We start from the raw sequence: 21,050 nt of genomic DNA, 5'->3' as shown, positions 1-21,050 counted from the left end.
TCCCCCGGACATAGTGTCCGGCACGCGCTCGTCCGCTCCGTCTCCGCGACGGCCCTTTGCCGGGGGGCCGCCCCGCCATGCCACCCGGCCCCGCCGACACGAGGTCGCCATGCGAAAGCTGCCCGAGTTCGACGCCGTCAGGGACATCCGCCTGCGCAAGGACCCCTATTTCGACGCGTGGATCTACAACTTCATGACCGAGAACAATCTCGAACACCTCATGAACCCCACGCTCATCGCCACCCCGGAGCAGTTGCGCTTCATGGTGGCCCTGGCCGACGATCAGGTTTACGTGCCCTGTTCGGACGAAACCTTCCGCCTGCTCACCGCGCCGGAAACGCCCCGCGCCCTGCAGGAACAGTACAACCGCGCCTGGCGCATCATCATGCGCCTGGTGCGCAGCGCCACGCACATCGAAAAGCAGGTCAAGCGGCGCATCATGCAGTACTGCCGCCACCGCTTCCGCCTGCACATCAGCCAGCACACCGCCATTCCCTCGCGGGTGGTCAAGCGCCTGACCAGCATCGTGCTCACCCAGTCCGGCCAGGAAGACCCGTGGGAAGGCCGCAAGCAGGCCGCCAACCGCAAGGCCCGCGCCCTGTTGCAGGACCCGGCGTTGCAGCGCCTGCTGCGCCGCCCCCCGGCCACCCTGGACCCGCGCAAGGACATCGTGGACATGCGCTGGGAACTGGACCTCACGGAACTGGTCCGCCTGCTGCACGTGGCCATGCGCGGCCGCCGCTGGCTGGAATGTCCGCCCTCGCCGCTGGAGGTGGAACAGTCCCTGGAGCAGGTGGGCGAACCTTCCGCCCAGCTGCGCCTGCTGTTCGGCCCGGAAACCGAGCCGCGCAAGAAGATCCTGTACCTGTGCGACGGCGACGGCGGGGTCATGTTCGACCTCGCCATCATCCGCGTGCTGCTGCGCATGGGGCACCAGGTGGTGCTGGCCCTGAAGGAGGGCTTCTTCTTCTACGCGCCCATGATCTGGGACGTGGAGTCCGACCCGGTGCTGAAGGAGGAGATGGAGTCCGCCTTCATCCTGCACGACGACCGGGTGACCAAGAACGACCTGTTGCGCCACCTGCGCGAGCACCGCTTCGTGGTGGTTTCCGACGGCACGCGCGAGCGGCTGAACCTGTACCGCGCCAGCGTCACCTTTGCCCGCGCCTGGAAGGAATGCGACCTGATCATGGCCAAGGGCTGGCGCGCCGACCACACCTTTTTGCGCACCAGCCACCAGTTCACCCGCGACGTCGTGTGCTTCTGGGGCGACGACGACGGCGGCTGCCACATCACCTGCAAGCCCCGCGCGACCGGGGTGCGCAAGTTCACCGAAAAGGACCTGGCAGGCAAGGCCGACGAGATCATCGAGGCCATGCGCGAGGCGCGCCAGCAGGGCAAGGCGGTGATGTTCTACAGCTGCATCATCGGCTCCATTCCCGGCCAGACCAAGACCGCCATCACCGTGGTCGATACCTTCGTGCGGCACCTGCGCGAAAAGCTGGACACCACCTTCATCATCAACCCCGCCGAGCACTTCGAGGAAGGCATGGACGGCGACGACCTGATGTTCATGTGGGAGCGGGTCCAGCGCAGCGGCCTCATCGACGTCTGGCGTTTCCAGACCGTTGAGGATATAGAGACGAGCTTCGCGTTGCAGGAACGCAAGGTGCCCTCGGTGTGGTCGGGCAAGGATTCCACCTACTCCACCGGCTGCACCAAGGAAATGCAGATCGCCCTCGACATGCAGAAGAAGCACCGCGAACTCCAGATCATCGGCCCGTCGCCGGACAACTTCTTCCGCCGCCGCGAATACGGCGTGGGCAAGTACTTCGACGTGGGCATCAGCGGATAACCCAGCCTCAAGGATATACGATGCAGACTCCCCATGCCGTGGCAGCGCTGCTCACGGAATGCTTCGACGCCCAGCACCGGGCCACCGCCGCCTGGCACGTGGCCGAACCCCCGGCGCACGAGCCCGCGCCCGAGACGCCGGAACCGATGGACGCCGGGGGCACGGCGGCCGACGCGGCCCTGCTGCACCGGCTGGTGCTGGCCCAGCACCTGATGAACTTCCGCCTGTGGCACGTGGAGGACACCGCCCGCCGCATCGACGTGGGGCCGGATGTCATCGCCCGCTGCAAGCGCACCATCGACGGCCTGAACCAGCGCCGCAACGACTACATGGAAAAGGTGGACGCCTGCGTGGTGGCGCTGCTGCGCCCGCTGCTGCCCGCGCCCGCCCCCGGCCAGCGCCCGCGCCACAACACCGAGTCGCTGGGCATGGCCGTGGACCGGCTGTCCATCCTCAGCCTGAAGGTCTTCCACATGGAGGAACAGGCCGAGCGGACCGACGCCGCGCCCGAACACCGCCAGCGCTGCGCCGACAAACTGGCCGTGCTGCGCGAGCAGCGCGCCGACCTGGCCCAGGCCGTGCTGGACCTGGCCGGGGAATTCCTGGAAGGCCGCAAGCAGCCCAAGGCGTACTACCAGTTCAAGATGTACAACGATCCCAGCCTCAACCCCGAGCTGTACAAGAACGTGAAGGGGTAGGAATCGTGTGAGCGGGGGGCGCTGCCCCCCCTGCCCGCCGGAGGCGTAAAAAACGCCGCCGCCTATTGCGCCGCAAGGCAAGTAGTTCAGGAGATTTGTCATGGCCATGTACGAAGCCGTCATCGGGCTGGAAGTGCACGCCCAGTTGCGCACCGAATCCAAGCTGTTCTGTTCCTGCTCCACCGCGTTCGGTGCGGCCCCCAACACCAACGTGTGCGAGGTGTGCTCCGGCATGCCCGGCGTGCTGCCGGTGCCCAACGCCCGCGCCGTGGAATACGCCGCGCGCATGGGCATGGCCGTGAACTGCACGGTGAACCCGGTCTCGGTGTTCGCGCGCAAGAACTATTTCTATCCGGACCTGCCCAAGGGCTACCAGATTTCGCAGTTCGAAACGCCCATCTGCGAGCACGGCCACCTGGACATCACGGTGAACGGCCAGACGCGCCGGGTGGGCATCACGCGCATCCACATGGAGGACGACGCGGGCAAGAACATCCACTCGGCGGGCGACAACGCCAGCTACGTGGACCTGAACCGCTCGGGCGTGCCGCTCATCGAGATCGTCAGCGAGCCGGACATGCGCAGCGCCGAGGAGGCCGTGGCCTACCTCAAGGCCCTGCACGCCATCGTGGTGTACCTGGGCATCTGCGACGGCAACATGGAGGAGGGCAGCTTCCGCTGCGACGCCAACGTGTCCATCCGGCCCAGGGGGCAGCAGGAGTTCGGCACCCGCGCGGAACTGAAGAACCTGAACTCGTTCCGCAACGTGCAGCGGGCCATCGAGTACGAAATCGCCCGCCAGCAGGACGTGCTGGAGGACGGCGACGCCGTGGTGCAGGAAACCCGCCTCTACGACGCGGTGAAGAACGTCACCGTGTCCATGCGCGGCAAGGAAGAAGCCCACGACTACCGCTACTTCCCCGACCCGGACCTGATGCCCGTGCGCATCGCGGAAGAAGACCTGGCCCGCTGGCGCGCCGACCTGCCGGAACTGCCGCAGGCCCGCCGCGCCCGGTTCGTGGAGCAGCACGGTTTGTCCGGGCAGGACGCCGACGTGCTTACGGCGGACCGGGGGCTGGCCGACTTCTTCGAGGCGGCCACGGCAGCCTGCGGCCAGCCCAGGAAGGTGGCCAACCTGATGCAGGGCGCGCTGCTGCGCGAACTGAACCAGCGCGCGGTGACGGTGGACGCCATCGCCATGCGGCCCGAGGCCCTTGGCGAACTGGTGCGCATCGTGGAGGCGGGGCTGATCAGCGCCAAGATCGCCAACGACATCTTCGGCGAACTGGTGGACACCGGCGCCATGCCCGAAGCCTTCGTGAAGGAGCGCGGGCTGGTGCAGATTTCCGACACCTCGGCCATCGAGACCGCCGTGGACGAGGCCATCGCCGAGAACCCGGCCGAAGTGGAAGCCTACAAGGGCGGCAAGACCAAGCTGATCAGCTTCTTCATGGGGCAGATCATGCGCAAGACCAAGGGCAAGGCCAACCCGGCGTTGGTGACCGAGTTGCTCCAGAAGAAACTCGGATAGCTCGCGGTCCGTGCCGGGCCACGGCGCGGCAAAAGACGGAACGCGGACCCCGAACGCACTGCGGGGGCGGAAGAACCGGCAAGGTTCCTCCGCCCCCGCTTCATTTGTGGAGGCAGGCGGGCAGGGCGGGAGGGGGCAACTAGCCCAGAACGGCCTGCCCGGCGGCTTGCGCGGCGTCGGTGAAGCCGTCCATGTCCGGGCCGTGGTCGTACCCGGCCAGGTGACCAAGGCCGTGCGCCAGCAGGCGCAGGGCGTGTTCCACCGGCTCCTGCCCGTACAGCAGGCATTCGCGCCCCCAGGTGTCCAGCGACAGCACCAGCCAGCCCAGATGGCAGGGGGAACCCTCCGGTTCTCCGTCGCCGTCAGGAGCATCGTCCGGGGCATTGTCGGGGGCATCGTGTGCGAAGTCTTCCGGTGACATGGGCGGCGGCACGGGCGGCGATAGGGGCGGCGGCACGGGCGCGCCGTCATCGGCGGGAAAGGACAGGATGTTGGTGGGACCGGTGCAGCCAAGGTGGGCGGCGTTCAGGCGGGCGATTTCCTCGTCGTCCACAAGGTCCAGCTCCACGGTGCATCCGGCAAGGCCGGTGGCGTCCAGCATGGCCGCGAACACGGCGCGCAGTTCGCCGGGGGCCAGGGGCAGCATCCAGCCCAGGCCGGGGGAGCGGCGCAGCACCAGCATGGCGGCCTAGCCGGGCTTGGAGGGCTTGGCGTTCACCTCGGGGCTGGCGGATTCCGGCGCGTCCACAGGAGCGTCCGCCCTGTCCGCCTTGCCCGTCTTGTCCGCCTTCATCGGGCCGTCGCCGTTGCCGCCGTCCAGGGTGCCGTAGCAGCAGGGCATGGGCGGCTGCGGCTCTTCGCAGGCGGGGCATGCCGGGCTGGCCGGGCAGGGAGGGGGGCAGGCGGGGCAGGGCTGGCCGGAACCATCGGCTTTTTTGCCGCTCTTCTCCGCCGCCTTGCCGCTCTTGTCCCCGGTTTTCTCCGGGCACTTTTCCGCGCCCTTCTCGCCGCATTTGGGCGCGTCGCGGTCCGGGCTACGGTCGGGCTGGCCGGGCCTGGCCGCGTCGGGATAGCCGATGCGCTGGTGGAACAGCCCGGTCAGGATGCGGTGGAAGTTTTCGCCCAGCTTGTGCAGGTCCTTGAAGGTCAGTTCCGATTCGTCAAGCTGCCCTTCGGCGAAGATGCCCTTGACGATGGTGTCGATGTGCCCCTTGATGCGCGCCGGGGTGGGGTCCACCAGCGTGCGGCTGGACGCCTCCACGGCGTCGGCCAGCATGACGATGGCCGCCTCGCGCGTCTGGGGGCGCGGGCCGGGGTACTGGTAGTCCTGCTCGCGCGGGTTTTCGCCCTGGTTCACGGCCTTCTGGTAGAAGTAGCGGATCACCCGCGTGCCGTGGTGCTGGCCGATGATGTCCACGATCTCCTGCCCCAGGCGGTGCTGCTGGGCCAGTTCCGCGCCCTTCTTGACGTGCGAGGTGAGAATCAGCGCGCTCATGGACGGGGCCAGCTTGTCGTGCTTGTTGCGCCCGCCGAACTGGTTCTCGATGAAGTATTCCGGGCGGCTCAGCTTGCCGATGTCGTGGTACAGCGCGGCCACCTTGCACAGCAGGCTGTTGGCGCCGATGGCCTTGGCCCCGGCCTCCACCATGTTCGAGACGATGAGCGAATGGTGGTAGGTGCCGGGCACCGCCACCATCAGGTCCTGCAACAGCGGCTGTTCCAGGTTCATCAATTCCATGAGCCGGAAGCGCGTGGTGTAGCCCAGGCACAGCTCGATGATGGGGGAAAGCGCGAACAGCAGCAGCAGCGAGAGCATGGCGTTGACCACCACGGCCAGCAGCCCCCATGCCAGCGCCGCCGGGTCCACGTGGCCCCCCAGCGCCGTGGCGCCCAGCCAGACGAAGGCCAGGCCCGCGCACAGCGGCAGCATGCTCCACACCACGTCCTGGCGGGTCTGGGCGCGGGTGACCAGCCAGGTGTTCCACATGGCGCCCAGGAAATAGAACATGAACAGGGCCAGCCCGCCGCCCGCCAGTACGGTGCAGAAGAAGGCCAGCAGCAGGCCGGTGACGCAGTAGCGCCGGGCCGAGAAGATCAGCGCGGCCAGGCCCGCCGCCCCGGCCACGGGAAAGGCGAAGGCCAGCACTTCCGGCGTCAGCGCCGCCCCCTGCTCCAGCACCCGCTGGCCCAGCAGCGTCAGCCCCTTGGACATCAGCGCGAACACCAGCAGCAGCAGCGCCACGAAGAACAGGTCCTTCTGGCGCACGGCAGAACCCATGCGGCCGCTGGGCGAGAACAGCATGCCCGTGCCCAGCAGCAGAGAGGTGACCAGTACCCCGGCCACGGTGGCCAGGTGCACCTTTTCGCCCTTGCGGGCCCACAGGGCCTGCAATTTCATCTGCTGCTCTCGGCTTACCCGCTCGCCCTGGCGCACCACCACCTCGCCCTTCTGGATGCGGTAGAACACCGGCTCCACGGCGGCGGTCATTTCCGCCACGCGGGCGTCGGTGGCCTCGCGGTTCAGGGTCAGGGTGGGCGAGAGCAGGGGGGAGATCAGCAGCACGGCGGTGCGCCGCACGGCCAGCGAAGCCCTGGTCTCGTTCTTCAGGTTCTGGCTCAGTTCGGAGACCACCGAGCGCAGGTCGTGCAGGTTCTGCAGGTCGGTGCGCAGGGTTTCGCCGCCGCTGCCCAGGTCGCGCAGCAGCACCCCGCCCTTGAACTGGAGCGCGATGCGCGTATCGGCGGAAACGCCTTCGGCCAGGCGCGATTCCACCCACGGCAGGGCGCGGGTGGTCACCAGGGTCTGCAATTCCTCGCTGGACAGCACGCTCAGGGTGCGTTCGGTGATTTCCGTGCTCAGGGCCTCGGCCAGTTGCCAGCGCAGTTGTTCCTGCTCCGCCGGGTCGGCGTGGTTCACGGCCAGGAAGATTTCGTGCACCCGCTGGCGCAGGGCGGTGATGGGCTCGCGGCTCAGGTCGAACACGGCGGGCTGCAACTGGGCCACCTGGTCGCGCCGGGCGCGGGTGCCCTGCACGTCCTCCACCAGCAGGTCGCGGTCGGCGGTCACCTCTTGCGAGGCGACCTCTCCGGCTACGTACAGCCGCACCGAGGGCGACAGGTTGGCCCCGGCCAGCACGGCCAGCACGGCAAGGGTCAGGCAGAAGAAGAACAGCCCCGGCCCGGCCTGGTGGCGCGCCAGCCAGCGGAACGGCGCGGCCACGAATTCGGCGGTCAGGGCCTTGGGTCTAGCGCGGGTCTGCGGTTTCGTGGCGTTCATAGGCCTGCACGATCCTGCCCACCAGGGGGTGGCGGATCACGTCGTCTTCATGGAAGCGGATGGAGCGGATTCCCTTGACGCCTTCAAGCACGCGCAGGGCGTGCACCAGGCCCGAGCGCGAGAGCGCGTCGGCCTTGCCCGATGCGGGCAGGTCTATCTGGGTGATGTCGCCGGTGATCACCGCGCGCGAGCCGAAGCCCAGGCGGGTGAGGAACATCTTCATCTGTTCCTGGGTGGTGTTCTGGGCCTCGTCCAGGATGATGAAGGCGTCGTTCAGGGTGCGGCCGCGCATGAAGGCCAGCGGCGCGATTTCGATGATGCCCGTCTCCAGCATGTCGGCCACCTTCTGGAAGTCCTGCATGTCGTGCAGAGCGTCGTACAGCGGGCGCAGGTAGGGGTTCACCTTCTCCACCAGGTCGCCGGGCAGGAAGCCCAGCTTTTCGCCCGCCTCCACGGCGGGCCGGGTGAGGATGATGCGCTTGACCTTCTTGGCCAGCAGCATGGACAGGGCAACGGCCACGGCAAGATAGGTCTTGCCGGTGCCCGCCGGGCCCACGGCGAAGACCATGTCGTTCTCGCGCAGGGCGGCCACGTAGTCGCGCTGGCTGAGGGTCTTGGGGGTGATGGTTTTGCGGGGGGAGACCACGAACACCGCGTCGCGGAAGATGCGCCGCAGGTCGGCCGAGGGGTCGCGGTCCAGCATGCCGTAGGCATAGGCCATGTCGCGCGGGTACACGGGGTGGCCCGACTTCAGCAGGCCGTACAGCTGCGCCAGCAGGTTCAGCACCGTTTCGCGCACGCGGGCGTCGTCCGCGTCCACGGTGACGGTGGCCCCGCGCGTGTCCAGGCGGACGCCCGACTTTTCCGCGATCAGGGCAAGATTGGCGTTGTGCGCGCCGAACAGCTGGTTGGCCAGCGCGGCGTCGTCGAATTCCAGCGTGGCGGCGGTGGTGGTTTGCGACATGTGTCTCGTGGGTTGCGGTGGGCGGAGCGGCGTTGCGGGCAATGGGCGGCAAACGCGGCGCGGCCGGTCCGGCTGCCGGGCGCGAGGGCGAACGGCATGGGGAACGGCCGTGGCTCCGGCCGGACGGGGTGGGCGAGCCCGGCTTGCGGAGGCGCGGCAGGAAGCCCGATTGGCAACCGGATACGACCAGTTGGCGACCGGATGGCGAGAGGATGGGGGCGCGCCGCGCGGATGTCCGTTACCGCCCCGATAGCCCGTTTCAACCCCGGCGTCCAATGGTTTCGCTGCCTACGGGCACGGCGGTATCTGTTGGTACATATGCGTGTGCGGTGACGTGCGGGAGCGGCGCGCCGGTGCGCGGCCCGGATGCCGGCGCAGTGCGGACTCACTCTCCGCGCTGGCATGGGCGATGCATCAAGCAATGTAAAGGCGGAGCCCGGCAAAATCGTCCGCCCGGAGGCAGCATGTCCATCTCGTCCATCAACGGCTACGGCAGCTACGGCACGTACGGCATCGACCTTTCGAACTACACCGACGGCAGTTCCACCACGTCGTCCTCGTCGTCCTCGGCATCGGGCGCGTCGTCGTCTTCCGCGTCCGGCAACACGGTGACCGGTCTTTCGCTGGATTACCTGTCCCAGCTTTCCGCCGTGCTCAAGGAAATTTCGCCCAACGCCACCGGCAAGCTGACCTTCAGCATGGTGGAGGACTACCGCAAGCAGCTGGAGGAGGAGTTTTCCGCCAAGGTGCGCGAAGACCTGACCAAGCTGGGGGTGGACAAGGATGTGGAATTCCGGGTGGTCACCAACGAGAAGACCGGCGGCGTCTCGGTGATTACCGACAGCGCGGACAAGGCCAAGATCGAAAAGTATTTCAAGGACAATCCGGACATGGTCAAGCAGCTCCAGAAGATCCAGACCCTGTCCAACCTCGAGAAGGCCCGCAAGGCGGAAGGATATTCCGCCCAGGACGTGAAGACCCGCCTGCAGATGGAAGCCATGAGCGCCTGGTGGAGCGAGGACGGCGCGGCGTCGCAGATCATGGACTATACCGCCGACCAGGCGACCTTTCTTACCGGGTTGCGCGCACGGGTGTAAGGGGCGGGCGCGGGGCGGCGGGGGTTGTCATTGCCGGGCGATTGCGGCATGACGTGCCCGTGAACGCGCCAGACCCCGCCACTCCCTCCGCGCCGTCGCCGATGCCTTCCATGACACCGGCCGACGCGCCGTTGCGCACCATCCAGGTGGTCAACGTGCGCTGGTTCAACGCCACGGCCTGGTACGGCATGATGCTGGCCCGCCTGCTGCGCGAGGCCGGGCACGACGCCCTGGTGCTGGGCCTTGCGGGCACCGAATCCTTCGAGCGCGCCCGCGCCTGGGGGCTGGACCCGGTCCCCCTGCCGCTGAATTCCGCCAATCCCTTCACCCTTGCCGGTCTGTGCGGTTCGCTGCACCGCATGGTGCGCGATTTCCGGCCCCACGTGGTCAACTGCCACCGGGGGGAATCGTTCGTGCTGTGGGGCCTCTTGAAGGCGCTGCATGCGCGCGGGCCGCACCGCTTCGGGCTGGTGCGCACGCGCGGCGACCAGCGCCTGCCCAAGGGCAACCGGCCCAACCTGTTCCTGCACACCCGCGTGGCCGATGCGGTCATCGCCACCAATTCGGTGATGGCCGGGCACTTCGTCAATGAAATGGGCGTGCCCGCCGACCGGGTGCACACCATCCTCGGCGGGGTGGACGAGGAAATGTTCCGGTTCGACGCGGCGGGCCGCGCCCGGGTGCGCGCCGAATACGGCTGGTCGGACGGCGACTTCGTGGTGGGGCTGCTGGGCCGGTTCGACGCCGTGAAGGGCCAGCGCGAACTCATCGAGACCGTGGCGGGCCTGCGCGCGGGCCGCTGGGACGGCACGCCGCGTCCGCGCCTGCGGCTGATGCTGGCCGGGTTCGATTCGGCCACGCCCGAGGCCACGGTGCGGGGCTGGCTGCGCGAGGCGGGCATCGGGGACATTTCGGTGATCACCGGCAAACGGCCGGACGTGGCCGCGTGCATCTCGGCCATGGACCTGGGCGTGGTGGCCTCGCTGTGGTCCGAGACCATCGCCCGCGCCGCGCTGGAAATCATGGCTTGCGGCAGGCCGCTGGTGTCCACCACCGTGGGGGTCATGCCCGATCTCTTGCCCCACGGCGCGCTGGTGCCCCCCGGCGACGCGGAGGCCATGGCCGGAGCCATCGCCCACGCCATGGACAGCCCTCCGTGGCTGGAAATCCTGCGCGAGGCCTGCGGACTGCGCATCGCAAGCCTGCACCGGGCAGACTTCCTGAACCGTACCCTCGATGTTTATCGCGGGGTATGCCGTTCCGGGCGGCCGGGCCTGATCAACTGAGCCTGACCGGCCGCGACACATCTTTTCCCCATTCCGGCGGCGCGCCCGCGCCGCCATACCAGGCGCCACGGACGGGGCCGCCCATGCCGCCCCGCCACGCAAGAGCCAGAGCAGGAGACACACCAGTGAGCCTCAAGAGTTTCGCCAGCGACAACGCCTCGGGCGTGCACCCGCGCATTCTCGCCGCCATGGAGCGCGCCAACGCCGGGTACGCCCGCCCCTACGGGCAGGACCCGTACACCGGGCAGGCGAAGGAAGTGTTCGCCCGACACTTCGGGCCGGACATCGACATGTACTTCGTGTTTTTGGGCACGGCGGCCAACGTGCTGGGGCTGCGCGCCGTGACCCGGCCGTGGCATTCGGTGGTCTGCGCGGACGTGGCCCACATCAACGTGGACGAGTGCGGCGCGCCGGAATCGGTGACCGGGTCCAAGCTCCAGGCCGTCCCCTCGTACGACGGGCGCATCCGGAGCACGGATATCGAACCGTTGCTGCACATGATCGGCGACTTCCACCACAGCCAGCCGCGGGTCGTTTCCATCACCCAGTCCACGGAGCTTGGCACCGTGTACTCCCCGGCGCAGGTGCGCGCCCTGGCCGACTTCGCCCACGCCAACGGCATGCTGCTGCACATGGACGGCGCGCGGCTGGCCAACGCGGCGGCGGCGCTGGACGTGAGCCTGGCCGAACTGACCCGCGACGCGGGCGTGGACGTGCTGTCCTTTGGCGGCACCAAGAACGGCATGATGTTCGGCGAGGCGGTGATCTTCTTCAATCCCGAACTGTCGCGGGAATTCAACTTCATCCGCAAGCAGGGCATGCAGCTTATCTCGAAGATGCGCTTCATCGCCGCGCAGTTCATTGAAATGCTGCACGACGGCCTGTGGCTGGAAAACGCCCGCAACGCCAACGCCATGGCCCGCCTGTTGGCCGACAGCCTGCGCGGCCTGCCCCACGTCGCCATCACCCGGCCGGTGGAGGCCAACGCGGTGTTCGCGCGCCTTTCGCCAGAGCACATCGCCCGGTTGCAGCAGGACTTCTACTTCTACGAATGGGACCCGGTGCTGCACGAGGTGCGCTGGATGACCAGCTTCGACACCACCGAGGCGGACGTGAGGGAGTTCATCGACGCCGTGAAGGCGCTGGGGTAGGGGGAAGCAGTTTTTTTGTATGCCTCCGGCGGCCAAGGGGGCATAGCCCCCTTGGAACCCCTTTTTTGCTCGCAAAACAGAACCGCCCCAAGGTACTGGGGCGGTTCTGTTTTTGCGAGCCCATATGGCAGCGTGCAGACAAATAGAAGTTTTGGGGAGAGGGGGTGCGGGGGAGGAGACCCTTTTCATGCTTTGCGGACGCCATCCGTACGGCTCGGGGACTCGCCTACGGCTGCCGCAAAAGGGTCCCTCCCCCGCATTTTCTTGATTTTCTTTCACAGTTACAGCCGCATCTTCGCGTACAGCTTGGCCAGCCAGGGGCGGGAGTACAGGAACAGGCGCAGCAGCAGCCACGAGCCGGGCTTGTCCTTGGCCTTGAAGCGGTGGACGTGGTCGGCGCAGCCGGGCGGGTTGGGGCCCATGGTGGTGGCGAAGAACACGGAAAAGCCTTGAGTGCGTGCGATGTCGCGGGCCTCGTCGCAGTAGGCGCCCCACGGCCAGCACAGCGAGCGCACGGGGTGGCCCAGTTCGCGGGCCAGGGTGGCGGCGCAGTCGGACAGTTCGCGGGTCATGCGGGCGGTGCGGTCGGCGTCGGATTCGTACGCGCCAAGGCCGTCCGGTTTGGCGGCGAAGAGTTCAACCAATGTTTCAAGTTCTCGCACCCTGCCGGAATCCTGGAAAAAGGCGTAGGCCCCGGCCTTGTCCTGCGGGACAAGGGCGTGGATGGCGGCCACCAGTTGCGGGTCGGGCACGAAGGCGCGGCGCAGCAGGGCGGGCCGCTGCGCGAAGGCGGGCAGCCCCCACGGCACGGGAAAGTCCACCCTGTCGAAAGTGCGCGTGCGGTGGCCGGGGGCGTGAAACCCCTTGAATTCCGGCCTGGCGAACACGGCGTGGTGCCAGTGGGAATGGGCGGCCACGGCCATGGCGCCGTCGGCCTCCATCAGCCGCGCCTCGTCCCAGTTGCAGAACAGGTCCTTGCGCTCGTCAAAGCCCAGTTCGTGCCGCACGTAGGGCGCGTCCACGCGGGGCAGCGCGTCCTCGCGGATGCGGCCCGTTCGCACGTCGTCCAGGGTGGGGCGGGGCGTGCCCTCCTCCACCCTGCCCGCCACGGCGAAAATGACGCCCTTGTGCCCGTACTTTTTCAGGATGGGCCAGGCGTAGACGTAGTTGTCCAGAAACCCGTCGTCGAAGGTGATCAGCGCGCTGTGCGGCGGCAGCGGGGCCTCGCCCAGCAGATGGGCCTCGGCCTCGGCCAGGCCGATGCCGGTCCACCCGGCGCGGCGCATGGCCCGGCAGTGGTCCTCGAAGGTGTCGGGATGGACGGCGATGGCGTTCTTCCTGCGGCTGACGTAGTGGTACATCAGCACGGGCAGGCTTTTCAGGCCGGAAGGCGCGGTGGGCCGGGATGCGGACATGCGGTGACGGTGGCGGGGCCGGTTTGCGGGTATGAAAGGGCGGGACCGTGGAAACATGGTCCCGTCCGGCGTCTGTAGCGCAGCGGGCGGCGGCCGTCGAGGGGCGCGGGGGCCATGGCTTGCGTGGCTTCGGCCGCATCTCGCGTCGGCCTTTTGACGCAAGCCGCTTGACACCGGGGCGCGTCGGATTATCCTACAATGGCAGCAGGTTTGCGGCCGCATCGACGATAAAGGAGAGCTATACGAGATGGCAGTCGAATACAAGGACTATTACAAATTGCTGGGCGTGGAGCGTTCCTCCTCGCGCGACGACATCTCGAAGGCCTACAAGAAGCTTGCCCGCAAGTATCACCCGGACCTGAACCCCGGCGACAAGAACGCGGAAGAGCGCTTCAAGGAAATCAACGAAGCCTACGAAGTGCTCAAGGACGACGAGAAGCGTCGGCTCTACGATCAGCTGGGGCCCAACTGGCAGCACGGACAGCAGTTCCAGGGCGCGCCCGGCTTCGAGAACGTGCGCTTCGACTTCGGCGGACGCGGTTTTGAAGGTGCCGGATTCAGCGACTTCTTCGAGACGCTGTTCGGTGGCGGCGGGGCGCGGGCGCGCGGGCAGGGCGGCTTCGGGCCGGACCCGTTCGGCAACTTTTCCGCCCGGCAGCGGCGCGGACGCGACGTGGAGGCCGAATTCGCGCTGACGCTGGAGGAAGCCTACCGGGGCGGCCGCAAGGCCGTGACCCTGCGCGAGGCGGGCGGCTCCACCAAGACGCTGGAGGTGAACATCCCCTCCGGCGTGCGCGAAGGGGGGCGCATCCGCCTGGCCGGACAGGGCGACCCCGGCATGGGCGGCGGCCCGGCGGGCGACCTGTACCTGAAGGTGCGCATGGCCCCGCATCCGCAGTTTACCCTGGATGGCGACAACGTGATCTACGACCTGCAACTGGCCCCGTGGGAGGCGGCCCTTGGCGCAACGGTGCGCGTGCCCACCCTGGACGGCGAGGTGGACGTGACCGTGGCCCCCGGCACCAGCAGCGGCCGCAAGCTACGGCTGCGCGGCAAGGGGCTGGGCTCGGGCGCGGCGCGCGGCGACCAATACGTGCGCATCGGCATCCGCACGCCGGGCGAGCCCACCCCGCGCGAACGGGAACTGTGGGAAGAACTGGCCCGGACCTCGTCGTTCCGGGCGCGCGACTGAGCGGGCAAGGTGACCGGGCCTGATTCCAACTGACGCGGGCCTGACCGGGCCTGACCGGGACTGACCGGATCTGGCGCGGAACCCCGCCGACACGATTTCCATCCGGAGGTGGCACCACATGTACCCCGATGACAGACATGACCTTGGACACGACCTCGCGCAGGGCGGCGAACTGCCCATCCGCTCCGAATTCATCGCCTGGGCGGAATTCCTCCAGATATCCGGCGTACACCCCAGCCGCCTGGGCGAACTGATCGAACTGGGCTGGCTGGAACCGCGCCGCACGGCGGGCGAAGGCTACCTGTTCCGCCGCATGGACGTGTACCGCACCCGCAAGCTGGAGCGCATCTGCGCCGACTTTGAACTATCCAGCCTGGGCGGCTCCATCATCGTGGACCTGCTGGAGCGCATCGACCGGCTGGAACGCAGGGTGCGGGAACTGGAAGCGCAGCGCTAGACGCGGAGTCAGGCCAACCCGGCCGCGCCGCACCCGCGCGCGGTACATGAATTTTCCGCCACGGGCGCGCCGCCCCCGGCATTCGGCCGGGGAAGACGGCCGCCGCCCCGGCACATCGAAGCTCGCGGCCCGGCCCCGCCGGGCAAAGGGGAAAGAGAGACCATGGATATCAGCAAGTTCACCGAAAAATCGCAGCAGGCCATTGCCGAGGCCCAGTCCACGGCCGTGCGCCTCGGGCACCAGCAGGTGGACGTGGAGCACGCCGCGTTGGCCCTTGTCCGTCAGGAGCAGGGTCTGGTGCCGCGCCTGCTGGAACGGGCGGGCTACAAGCCCGACGCCTTCGCCGCCGCCCTTGAGGCGGCCTTGCAGAAGCGCCCGGCCGTCAGCGGCCCCGGCGCGGCCCAGGGGCAGATCTACGTCACCCAGCGCCTGAACCAGGCCCTGGTGCGGGCGCAGGACTTCGCCAAGCGGCTCAAGGACGAGTACGTCAGCGTGGAACACCTGTTCTGCGCCTTCCTCGAAGAGCCCGCCTCCACGGACATGGGCCGGGTGGCCCGCGAGTTCGGCCTGACCCAGGACAAGCTGCTGGCCGTGCTGGAAGACGTGCGCGGCGCGCAGCGCGTCACCTCGCCCAACCCGGAGGACACCTACGAGGCGTTGCAGAAATACGGGCGCGACCTGGTGGAAGAGGCCCGCAAGGGCAAGCTGGACCCGGTCATCGGGCGCGACGCGGAAATCCGCCGCGTGGTGCGCATCCTGTCGCGGCGCACCAAGAACAACCCCGTGCTCATCGGCGAGGCGGGCGTGGGCAAGACGGCCATCGTCGAGGGCCTCGCCCACCGCATCCTGAAGGGCGACGTGCCCGAGGGCCTCAAGAACCGCAGCCTGTTCGCGCTGGACATGGGCGCGCTCATCGCCGGGGCCAAGTACCGGGGCGAGTTCGAGGAACGGTTGAAGGCCGTGCTGAAGGAAGTGGAAAAGGCCGAAGGCCGGATCATCATGTTCATCGACGAGTTGCACACCATCGTGGGCGCGGGCAAGACCGACGGGGCCATGGACGCCGGCAACCTGCTGAAACCCATGCTGGCGCGCGGCGAGTTGCACTGCATCGGCGCGACCACGCTGGACGAGTACCGCAAGTACATCGAGAAGGACCCGGCGCTGGAACGCCGCTTCCAGCCGGTGGTGGTGGACGAGCCCACGGTGGAGGACACCATCTCCATCCTGCGCGGCCTGCGTGAGCGGTTCGAGGTGCACCACGGCGTGCGCATCAGCGATTCGGCCATCGTCGAGGCGGTGACCCTGTCGCACCGCTATATCACCGACCGCCAGTTGCCGGACAAGGCCATCGACCTCATCGACGAGGCGGCGGCGCTGATCCGCACCGAAATCGACTCGCTGCCCGCCGAACTGGACGAGGCCAACCGCAAGGTCATGCAGCTTGAGATCGAGCGGGAAGCCCTGCGCCGCGAGACGGACACGGCCTCGCGCGAGCGGTTGGAAAAGCTGGAGAACGAACTGGCCGACCTGCGGGCCAGCCAGGCCACCCTGCTGGCCCAGTGGGAGCGCGAAAAGGGCTCCATCGACGCCGTGCGCACCATCAAGGAAGAGATCGAGCGCACTCGCCTGGCCATCGACGAGGCGGAACGCAACTACGACCTCAACCGCGCAGCCGAACTGAAGTATTCCAAGCTGCTGGAACTGGAGCGCAAGCTGGCCGACGCCGAGCGCGGCGACGACGAGAACCGCCTGCTCAAGGAAGAGGTGCGCCCCGACGACGTGGCCGAGATCGTGGCCCGCTGGACCGGCATCCCGGTCACCCGGCTGCTGGAATCGGAGCGCGAAAAGCTGCTGCGTCTGGGCGACGTGCTGCACGAGCGGGTGGTGGGCCAGGACGAGGCCGTGCAGGCCGTGGCCGAAGCCGTGCTGCGCGCCCGGGCCGGGCTGTCCGACCCCGGGCGGCCCATCGGGTCGTTCATTTTCCTCGGCCCCACGGGCGTGGGCAAGACCGAGTTGTGCAAGACGCTGGCGGAATCGCTGTTCGACAGCGAGGACAACATCGTGCGCATCGACATGAGCGAATACATGGAGAAGCACGCGGTGGCCCGGCTCATCGGCGCGCCCCCCGGCTACGTGGGCTACGACGAGGGCGGCCAGTTGACCGAGGCGGTGCGCCGCAAGCCGTACAGCGTGGTGCTGTTCGACGAGATAGAAAAGGCCCACGCCGACGTGTTCAACGTGCTGCTGCAAATCCTTGACGACGGGCGGCTCACCGACAGCCACGGCCGCACGGTGGACTTCAAGAACACCATCATCATCATGACGTCCAACATCGGCTCGACGCACCTGCTGGACGGCATCACCGAGGCGGGCGAGTTCCGCCCCGGCGTACGCGACAGGGTGATGGACGAGATGCGCCGCCACTTCCGACCGGAATTCCTGAACCGGGTGGACGAGATCGTCATGTTCCGCCCGCTGCTGCCCGAGCAGATCGGGCGCATCGTGGAACTGCTGCTGGGCAGGCTGCGGGCGCGCCTGGCCGACCGCAAGATCACCGTGGAACTCACCGACGCGGCGCGCGACTTCATCGCCGAATCGGCCTACGACCCGGTGTACGGCGCGCGGCCCCTGCGGCGCTATTTGCAGACCAACGTGGAAACACCGCTGGCCCGCCGCCTGATTTCGGGCGACTTGAAGGACGGGCAGCACGTGACCATCGGGGTCAGGCTGGACAAGCTGACGTTCGAATAGCACATGGCAATTTTGAAGATATGTTGAGGAAGAGGAATCGGGGAGGGGCACCCTTTGCGGCAGCCGTTAGGTGAGCTTGCGAACCTTACGGATGGCGACCGCAGCGCGCAAAAGGGTCTCCCTCCCCGAACCCCGCGTTGCTGTCGCCATCCGTAAGCACTCGCGCTGAGCGCTCGTGCAACGGCTGCCGCTCCCTCCCAAACTTTTTATTTGGGGGTGGTTCAGGGCCATGCCGATTGCCCTGCGGTGGCGCTTCTGGTAATGGCACCGGCACGGGCGGTTCGCCCATCCAACTTTCACATTCCCGGAGCAGAACATGCGTTGGTTGCTGCTGGCCGCGCTTACGGCCCTTTTCGCGTTCGCAGGTCACGGAACCGCCATGGCGGCTTCGGCACAGAGGGGACACACGGTGATCAAGCTGGAAACGAGCATGGGCGACATCGTCATCGAACTGGATGACGAAAAGGCCCCCAAGTCCGCCGCCAACTTCCGCGAATACGTCGCGGCGGGCCACTACGACGGCACCATCTTCCACCGCGTCATCGACGGCTTCATGATCCAGGGCGGCGGCTACGACGAGAAGATGCGCGAAAAACCCACCCGCGAGCCCATCGAGAACGAGGCCAACAACGGCCTGCGCAACGAGAAGTACACCGTGGCCATGGCCCGCACCATGGCCCCCAATTCCGCCACGGCCCAGTTCTTCATCAACGTGAAGGACAACGCCTTCCTCGACCACCGCGCCCCCACCATGCAGGGCTGGGGCTACGCCGTGTTCGGCAAGGTGATCGAAGGCGCCGACGTGGTGGACAAGATCAAGGCGGTGCGCACCGCCACCGTGGGCTCGTTCGAGAACGTGCCCACCACCCCGGTGGTCATCAAGAAGGCCACCGTGCAGCCCCCGGCGGCGAAGTAGCCCCGCGCACGCATCACGGCAATGTACCGGCAGCGCCCCGCACCCCCTACGGGTGGCGGGGCGCTTTCGCGTGACGGCGCAGCCCATAGGCGGGCGGCGGCAAGGGTGCTATGGTGCCATCGTGCGCGCCCGACACACGGGCCGCCACGGTACATTCCGACATCCCGGAAGCAAGGACGGCATCCTCATGGAATACCGCATCGAACGCGACAGCCTGGGCGAGCGCAAGGTGCCCGCCCACGCCTACTACGGCGTGCAGACCCTGCGGGCGCTGGAGAATTTCGACGTCACGGGGCAGACCATCGGCCGCCACCCGCGCTTCGTGCAGGCGCTGGCTTCGGTGAAGAAGGCCGCCGCCCTGGCCAACATGGAACTGGGCCTGCTGGACGGCGACGTGGGCCAGGCCATCGTGCAGGCCTGCTGCGAGGTGCGCGAGGGCCGCTTCGACGACCAGTTCGTGGTGGACGTGATTCAGGGCGGGGCGGGCACCTCTGTGAACATGAACGCCAACGAGGTCATCGCCAACCGCGCGCTGGAGATCATGGGCCGGGCGCGCGGCGAGTACGGGGTGATCAGCCCGCTGAACCACGTCAATCTCTCGCAGTCCACCAACGACGTGTACCCCACGGCGCTGCGCATCTCGCTGGTATGGTATGCGCGCGACCTGGGAGGCTCGCTGCGCGAACTGCGCGACGCCTTCCACGCCAAGGGCGAGTCCTTCGCCGACGTGATCAAGATGGCCCGCACCCAGTTGCAGGACGCCGTGCCCATTACCCTGGGCGCGGAATTCGCGGCCTACGGGGTGACCGTGGGCGAGGACATCGACCGCCTGGCCGAGGTGGCCCGCCTGCTGTGCGAGGTGAACATAGGCGCCACGGCCGTGGGCACCGGCATCAACACCGTGCCCGGCTATGCGCCCCTGGTCTGCGGCAGGCTGGCGGACATCACCGGGCTGCCGCTCTCGCTTTCGCCCAACCTGGTGGAGGCCACCAGCGACGCCGGGGCCTACGTCACCCTGTCGGGCCTGCTGAAACGCATCGCCGTGAAGCTCTCCAAGATATGCAACGACCTGCGGCTGCTCTCGTCCGGGCCGTTCACCGGCCTTGGCGAGATAGCCCTGCCCGCCGTGCAGCCGGGGTCCAGCATCATGCCCGGCAAGGTCAACCCGGTGATTCCTGAACTGGTCAACCAGGTCTGCCAGCAGGTCATCGGCAACGACCTTACCGTGACCCTGGCGGCAGAGGCGGGGCAACTGGAACTGAACGTGTTCGGCCCCATCATGGCCTGCAACCTGTTCCAGTCGCTGGAAATCCTCACGCGGGCGGCGCGTATCCTGCGGGTGCGCTGCGTGGAGGGCATCACCGCCAACCGCGAACGCTGCCTGGAACTGCTGCACGGCTCGCTGGGCATGGTCACGGCGCTGGCGCCGGTCATCGGCCATGAGGCGGCGGCCGCCGTGGTCAAGGATGCCCGCGCCACCGGGCGCGCGCCGCGCGACCTGCTGGCCGAACGCGGCCTGATGCGGCCCGAAGACTACGACGACCTGATGGACCCGGCCAAGATGCTGGGCCCGCGCGACGTGCGCGGTCACCGCAACGGCGTCATGGCGCGGGAAACGGCGGGGCAGGGTGGACGGCCCAATGATGGCCCGTCCTGTGACCCGGCCAGCGGGCCGAATGAGGGGGGCGCATGTCCCGTGGCCTGACATTCACCCGCCTGGCGGACCTTGCGCACCCCATCGGAACCGGCATGCCGCGCTGGCCGGGCGACCCGCCCGTGACCTTTCTGGAGGTGGCCTGCCGAGAAGAGGACGGCTACGACCTGCGGGCCTTCGCCATGGGCGAGCACGGCGGCACCCACGTCAACGCGCCGCTGTCTTTTCTGCCCGGCGGCGCCGACGTGCGCGCGGCGGCGCCGTGGCCGCTACTGCTGCCCCTGGCCGTGCTGGACCTGCGCGGCAGGGCGGCGGCGGACCCCGGCGCGCACTGCGCCCCGGACGACGTGCTGGCCTGGGAGGCGGCCCACGGCCGGGTTCCGCGCGGCTGCCTGTTCGTGTGCAACACCGGCTGGCATCACCTGTGGCGCGAGCCGGAACGGTTCATGGGGGTGCAGTGGGGCGCGTTGCGCGCCGGGCCGGGCGATGCGCCGCCCATGGTGTTTCCCTCGTTCACGCCGGATGCCGTGCACCTGCTGGTGCACGAGCGCGGGGCGGCGGGCATCGGCATCGACACCCACGGGGTGGACGCCCCCGACGACGCGGAATTCCTGTGCAACCGCATGGCCCTGGCCGCCGGGGCCGTGGTGGTGGAATGCCTGGCCGGGCTGGACGGCCTGCCCCCCACCGGGGCGCACGCGCTGCTGGCCCCTTTGCCGCTGTGCGGCGGCACCGGCGCGCCGGTGGCCGTTACGGCGTTCATTCCGTAAACAAGGGGGAGGAACCTCATGGTTCCTCCCCCTTGT

The 21,050-nt window shown here is 68.1% G+C and carries 16 protein-coding genes; 12 read left to right on the top strand and 4 right to left on the bottom strand.

What is annotated here, in order from left to right:
- Nucleotides 1-109: 109 nt before the first annotated feature.
- The 3 genes from ACR4XJ_RS04385 to gatB all read left to right on the top strand — a co-directional run bounded on the left by ACR4XJ_RS04385 (nucleotide 110) and on the right by gatB (nucleotide 4,084).
- Nucleotides 110-1,855: an ARMT1-like domain-containing protein gene (locus ACR4XJ_RS04385; protein ID WP_434754053.1), complete on the top strand. Its 1,746-nt coding sequence runs from the start codon at nucleotides 110-112 to the stop codon at nucleotides 1,853-1,855.
- Nucleotides 1,856-1,875: 20 nt separating this feature from the next.
- Complete coding sequence (locus tag ACR4XJ_RS04380) at nucleotides 1,876-2,553, top strand: DUF4254 domain-containing protein (RefSeq protein ID WP_434754052.1); 678 nt, start codon at nucleotides 1,876-1,878, stop codon at nucleotides 2,551-2,553.
- A gap of 100 nt (nucleotides 2,554-2,653) precedes the next feature.
- On the top strand, nucleotides 2,654-4,084 hold the full coding sequence (gene gatB, locus ACR4XJ_RS04375; RefSeq protein ID WP_434754051.1) for an Asp-tRNA(Asn)/Glu-tRNA(Gln) amidotransferase subunit GatB: 1,431 nt from the start codon (nucleotides 2,654-2,656) through the stop codon (nucleotides 4,082-4,084).
- Nucleotides 4,085-4,223: 139 nt separating this feature from the next.
- On the opposite strand, the gene ybeY is transcribed toward gatB, so the two are convergent.
- Genes ybeY through ACR4XJ_RS04360 form a run of 3 tightly spaced genes read right to left on the bottom strand, consistent with a single transcriptional unit; the run spans nucleotide 4,224 to nucleotide 8,325 of the window.
- Nucleotides 4,224-4,766 carry an rRNA maturation RNase YbeY gene (gene ybeY / locus ACR4XJ_RS04370; protein WP_434754050.1) on the bottom strand — a complete coding sequence of 181 codons (543 nt, stop codon included), beginning with the start codon at nucleotides 4,764-4,766 and terminating at the stop codon, nucleotides 4,224-4,226.
- 6 nt (nucleotides 4,767-4,772) lie between these two features.
- Nucleotides 4,773-7,361, bottom strand: coding sequence for an HD family phosphohydrolase (locus ACR4XJ_RS04365; RefSeq protein ID WP_434754049.1), 2,589 nt, complete (start codon nucleotides 7,359-7,361; stop codon nucleotides 4,773-4,775).
- Complete coding sequence (locus ACR4XJ_RS04360; protein WP_434754048.1) at nucleotides 7,330-8,325, bottom strand: PhoH family protein; 996 nt, start codon at nucleotides 8,323-8,325, stop codon at nucleotides 7,330-7,332. Before ACR4XJ_RS04360 ends, ACR4XJ_RS04365 begins: the two co-directional genes overlap by 32 nt.
- 464 nt (nucleotides 8,326-8,789) lie before the next feature.
- On the opposite strand from ACR4XJ_RS04360, the gene ACR4XJ_RS04355 reads away from it, so the two are divergent.
- The 3 genes from ACR4XJ_RS04355 (at nucleotide 8,790) to ACR4XJ_RS04345 (ending at nucleotide 11,859) form a co-directional block, all read left to right on the top strand.
- The gene (locus tag ACR4XJ_RS04355) at nucleotides 8,790-9,422 is read left to right on the top strand and encodes a hypothetical protein (protein WP_434754047.1); all 633 of its coding nucleotides are present in this window, start codon (nucleotides 8,790-8,792) and stop codon (nucleotides 9,420-9,422) included.
- 131 nt (nucleotides 9,423-9,553) lie between these two features.
- Entirely contained in the window at nucleotides 9,554-10,708 is a 1,155-nt protein-coding gene (locus ACR4XJ_RS04350) for a glycosyltransferase family 4 protein (RefSeq protein WP_434754315.1), read from the top strand.
- 125 nt (nucleotides 10,709-10,833) lie between these two features.
- Entirely contained in the window at nucleotides 10,834-11,859 is a 1,026-nt protein-coding gene (locus ACR4XJ_RS04345) for a threonine aldolase family protein (protein WP_434754046.1), read from the top strand.
- A 281-nt stretch (nucleotides 11,860-12,140) separates the two neighbouring features.
- On the opposite strand, the gene ACR4XJ_RS04340 is transcribed toward ACR4XJ_RS04345, so the two are convergent.
- Nucleotides 12,141-13,274: a polysaccharide deacetylase family protein gene (locus ACR4XJ_RS04340; RefSeq protein ID WP_434754045.1), complete on the bottom strand. Its 1,134-nt coding sequence runs from the start codon at nucleotides 13,272-13,274 to the stop codon at nucleotides 12,141-12,143.
- A gap of 247 nt (nucleotides 13,275-13,521) precedes the next feature.
- On the opposite strand from ACR4XJ_RS04340, the gene ACR4XJ_RS04335 reads away from it, so the two are divergent.
- The 6 genes from ACR4XJ_RS04335 (at nucleotide 13,522) to ACR4XJ_RS04310 (ending at nucleotide 21,014) form a co-directional block, all read left to right on the top strand.
- The gene (locus tag ACR4XJ_RS04335) at nucleotides 13,522-14,466 is read left to right on the top strand and encodes a DnaJ C-terminal domain-containing protein (RefSeq protein WP_434754044.1); all 945 of its coding nucleotides are present in this window, start codon (nucleotides 13,522-13,524) and stop codon (nucleotides 14,464-14,466) included.
- A gap of 118 nt (nucleotides 14,467-14,584) precedes the next feature.
- Nucleotides 14,585-14,923, top strand: a complete 339-nt coding sequence (locus ACR4XJ_RS04330; protein WP_434754043.1) for a chaperone modulator CbpM — start codon at nucleotides 14,585-14,587, stop codon at nucleotides 14,921-14,923.
- A 162-nt stretch (nucleotides 14,924-15,085) separates the two neighbouring features.
- Nucleotides 15,086-17,674, top strand: a complete 2,589-nt coding sequence (gene clpB, locus ACR4XJ_RS04325) for an ATP-dependent chaperone ClpB (protein WP_434754042.1) — start codon at nucleotides 15,086-15,088, stop codon at nucleotides 17,672-17,674.
- Between the two features lie 379 nt (nucleotides 17,675-18,053).
- Nucleotides 18,054-18,590 carry a peptidylprolyl isomerase gene (locus ACR4XJ_RS04320; RefSeq protein WP_333507427.1) on the top strand — a complete coding sequence of 179 codons (537 nt, stop codon included), beginning with the start codon at nucleotides 18,054-18,056 and terminating at the stop codon, nucleotides 18,588-18,590.
- Nucleotides 18,591-18,777: 187 nt separating this feature from the next.
- Nucleotides 18,778-20,295 carry an aspartate ammonia-lyase gene (locus ACR4XJ_RS04315; protein ID WP_434754041.1) on the top strand — a complete coding sequence of 506 codons (1,518 nt, stop codon included), beginning with the start codon at nucleotides 18,778-18,780 and terminating at the stop codon, nucleotides 20,293-20,295.
- Entirely contained in the window at nucleotides 20,280-21,014 is a 735-nt protein-coding gene (locus tag ACR4XJ_RS04310) for a cyclase family protein (protein WP_434754040.1), read from the top strand. Before ACR4XJ_RS04315 ends, ACR4XJ_RS04310 begins: the two co-directional genes overlap by 16 nt.
- The last annotated feature ends 36 nt before the right edge of the window (nucleotides 21,015-21,050 follow it).

The sequence above is a fragment of the Nitratidesulfovibrio sp. D1 genome (assembly GCF_051133415.1).
GTDB lineage: Bacteria > Desulfobacterota > Desulfovibrionia > Desulfovibrionales > Desulfovibrionaceae > Cupidesulfovibrio.
This window is presented reverse-complemented; position numbering and strand designations above follow the sequence as displayed.

What these genes read in the sequence shown, in the direction of transcription:
- ACR4XJ_RS04385 (WP_434754053.1), top strand. Translation starts at nt 110, where the DNA reads ATGCGAAAGCTGCCCGAGTTCGACGCCGTCAGGGACATCCGCCTGCGC.
- ACR4XJ_RS04380 (WP_434754052.1), top strand. Translation starts at nt 1,876, where the DNA reads ATGCAGACTCCCCATGCCGTGGCAGCGCTGCTCACGGAATGCTTCGAC.
- gatB (WP_434754051.1), top strand. Translation starts at nt 2,654, where the DNA reads ATGGCCATGTACGAAGCCGTCATCGGGCTGGAAGTGCACGCCCAGTTG.
- ybeY (WP_434754050.1), bottom strand. Translation starts at nt 4,766, where the DNA reads ATGCTGGTGCTGCGCCGCTCCCCCGGCCTGGGCTGGATGCTGCCCCTG.
- ACR4XJ_RS04365 (WP_434754049.1), bottom strand. Translation starts at nt 7,361, where the DNA reads ATGAACGCCACGAAACCGCAGACCCGCGCTAGACCCAAGGCCCTGACC.
- ACR4XJ_RS04360 (WP_434754048.1), bottom strand. Translation starts at nt 8,325, where the DNA reads ATGTCGCAAACCACCACCGCCGCCACGCTGGAATTCGACGACGCCGCG.
- ACR4XJ_RS04355 (WP_434754047.1), top strand. Translation starts at nt 8,790, where the DNA reads ATGTCCATCTCGTCCATCAACGGCTACGGCAGCTACGGCACGTACGGC.
- ACR4XJ_RS04340 (WP_434754045.1), bottom strand. Translation starts at nt 13,274, where the DNA reads ATGTCCGCATCCCGGCCCACCGCGCCTTCCGGCCTGAAAAGCCTGCCC.
- ACR4XJ_RS04335 (WP_434754044.1), top strand. Translation starts at nt 13,522, where the DNA reads ATGGCAGTCGAATACAAGGACTATTACAAATTGCTGGGCGTGGAGCGT.
- ACR4XJ_RS04330 (WP_434754043.1), top strand. Translation starts at nt 14,585, where the DNA reads ATGTACCCCGATGACAGACATGACCTTGGACACGACCTCGCGCAGGGC.
- clpB (WP_434754042.1), top strand. Translation starts at nt 15,086, where the DNA reads ATGGATATCAGCAAGTTCACCGAAAAATCGCAGCAGGCCATTGCCGAG.
- ACR4XJ_RS04320 (WP_333507427.1), top strand. Translation starts at nt 18,054, where the DNA reads ATGGCGGCTTCGGCACAGAGGGGACACACGGTGATCAAGCTGGAAACG.
- ACR4XJ_RS04315 (WP_434754041.1), top strand. Translation starts at nt 18,778, where the DNA reads ATGGAATACCGCATCGAACGCGACAGCCTGGGCGAGCGCAAGGTGCCC.
- ACR4XJ_RS04310 (WP_434754040.1), top strand. Translation starts at nt 20,280, where the DNA reads ATGTCCCGTGGCCTGACATTCACCCGCCTGGCGGACCTTGCGCACCCC.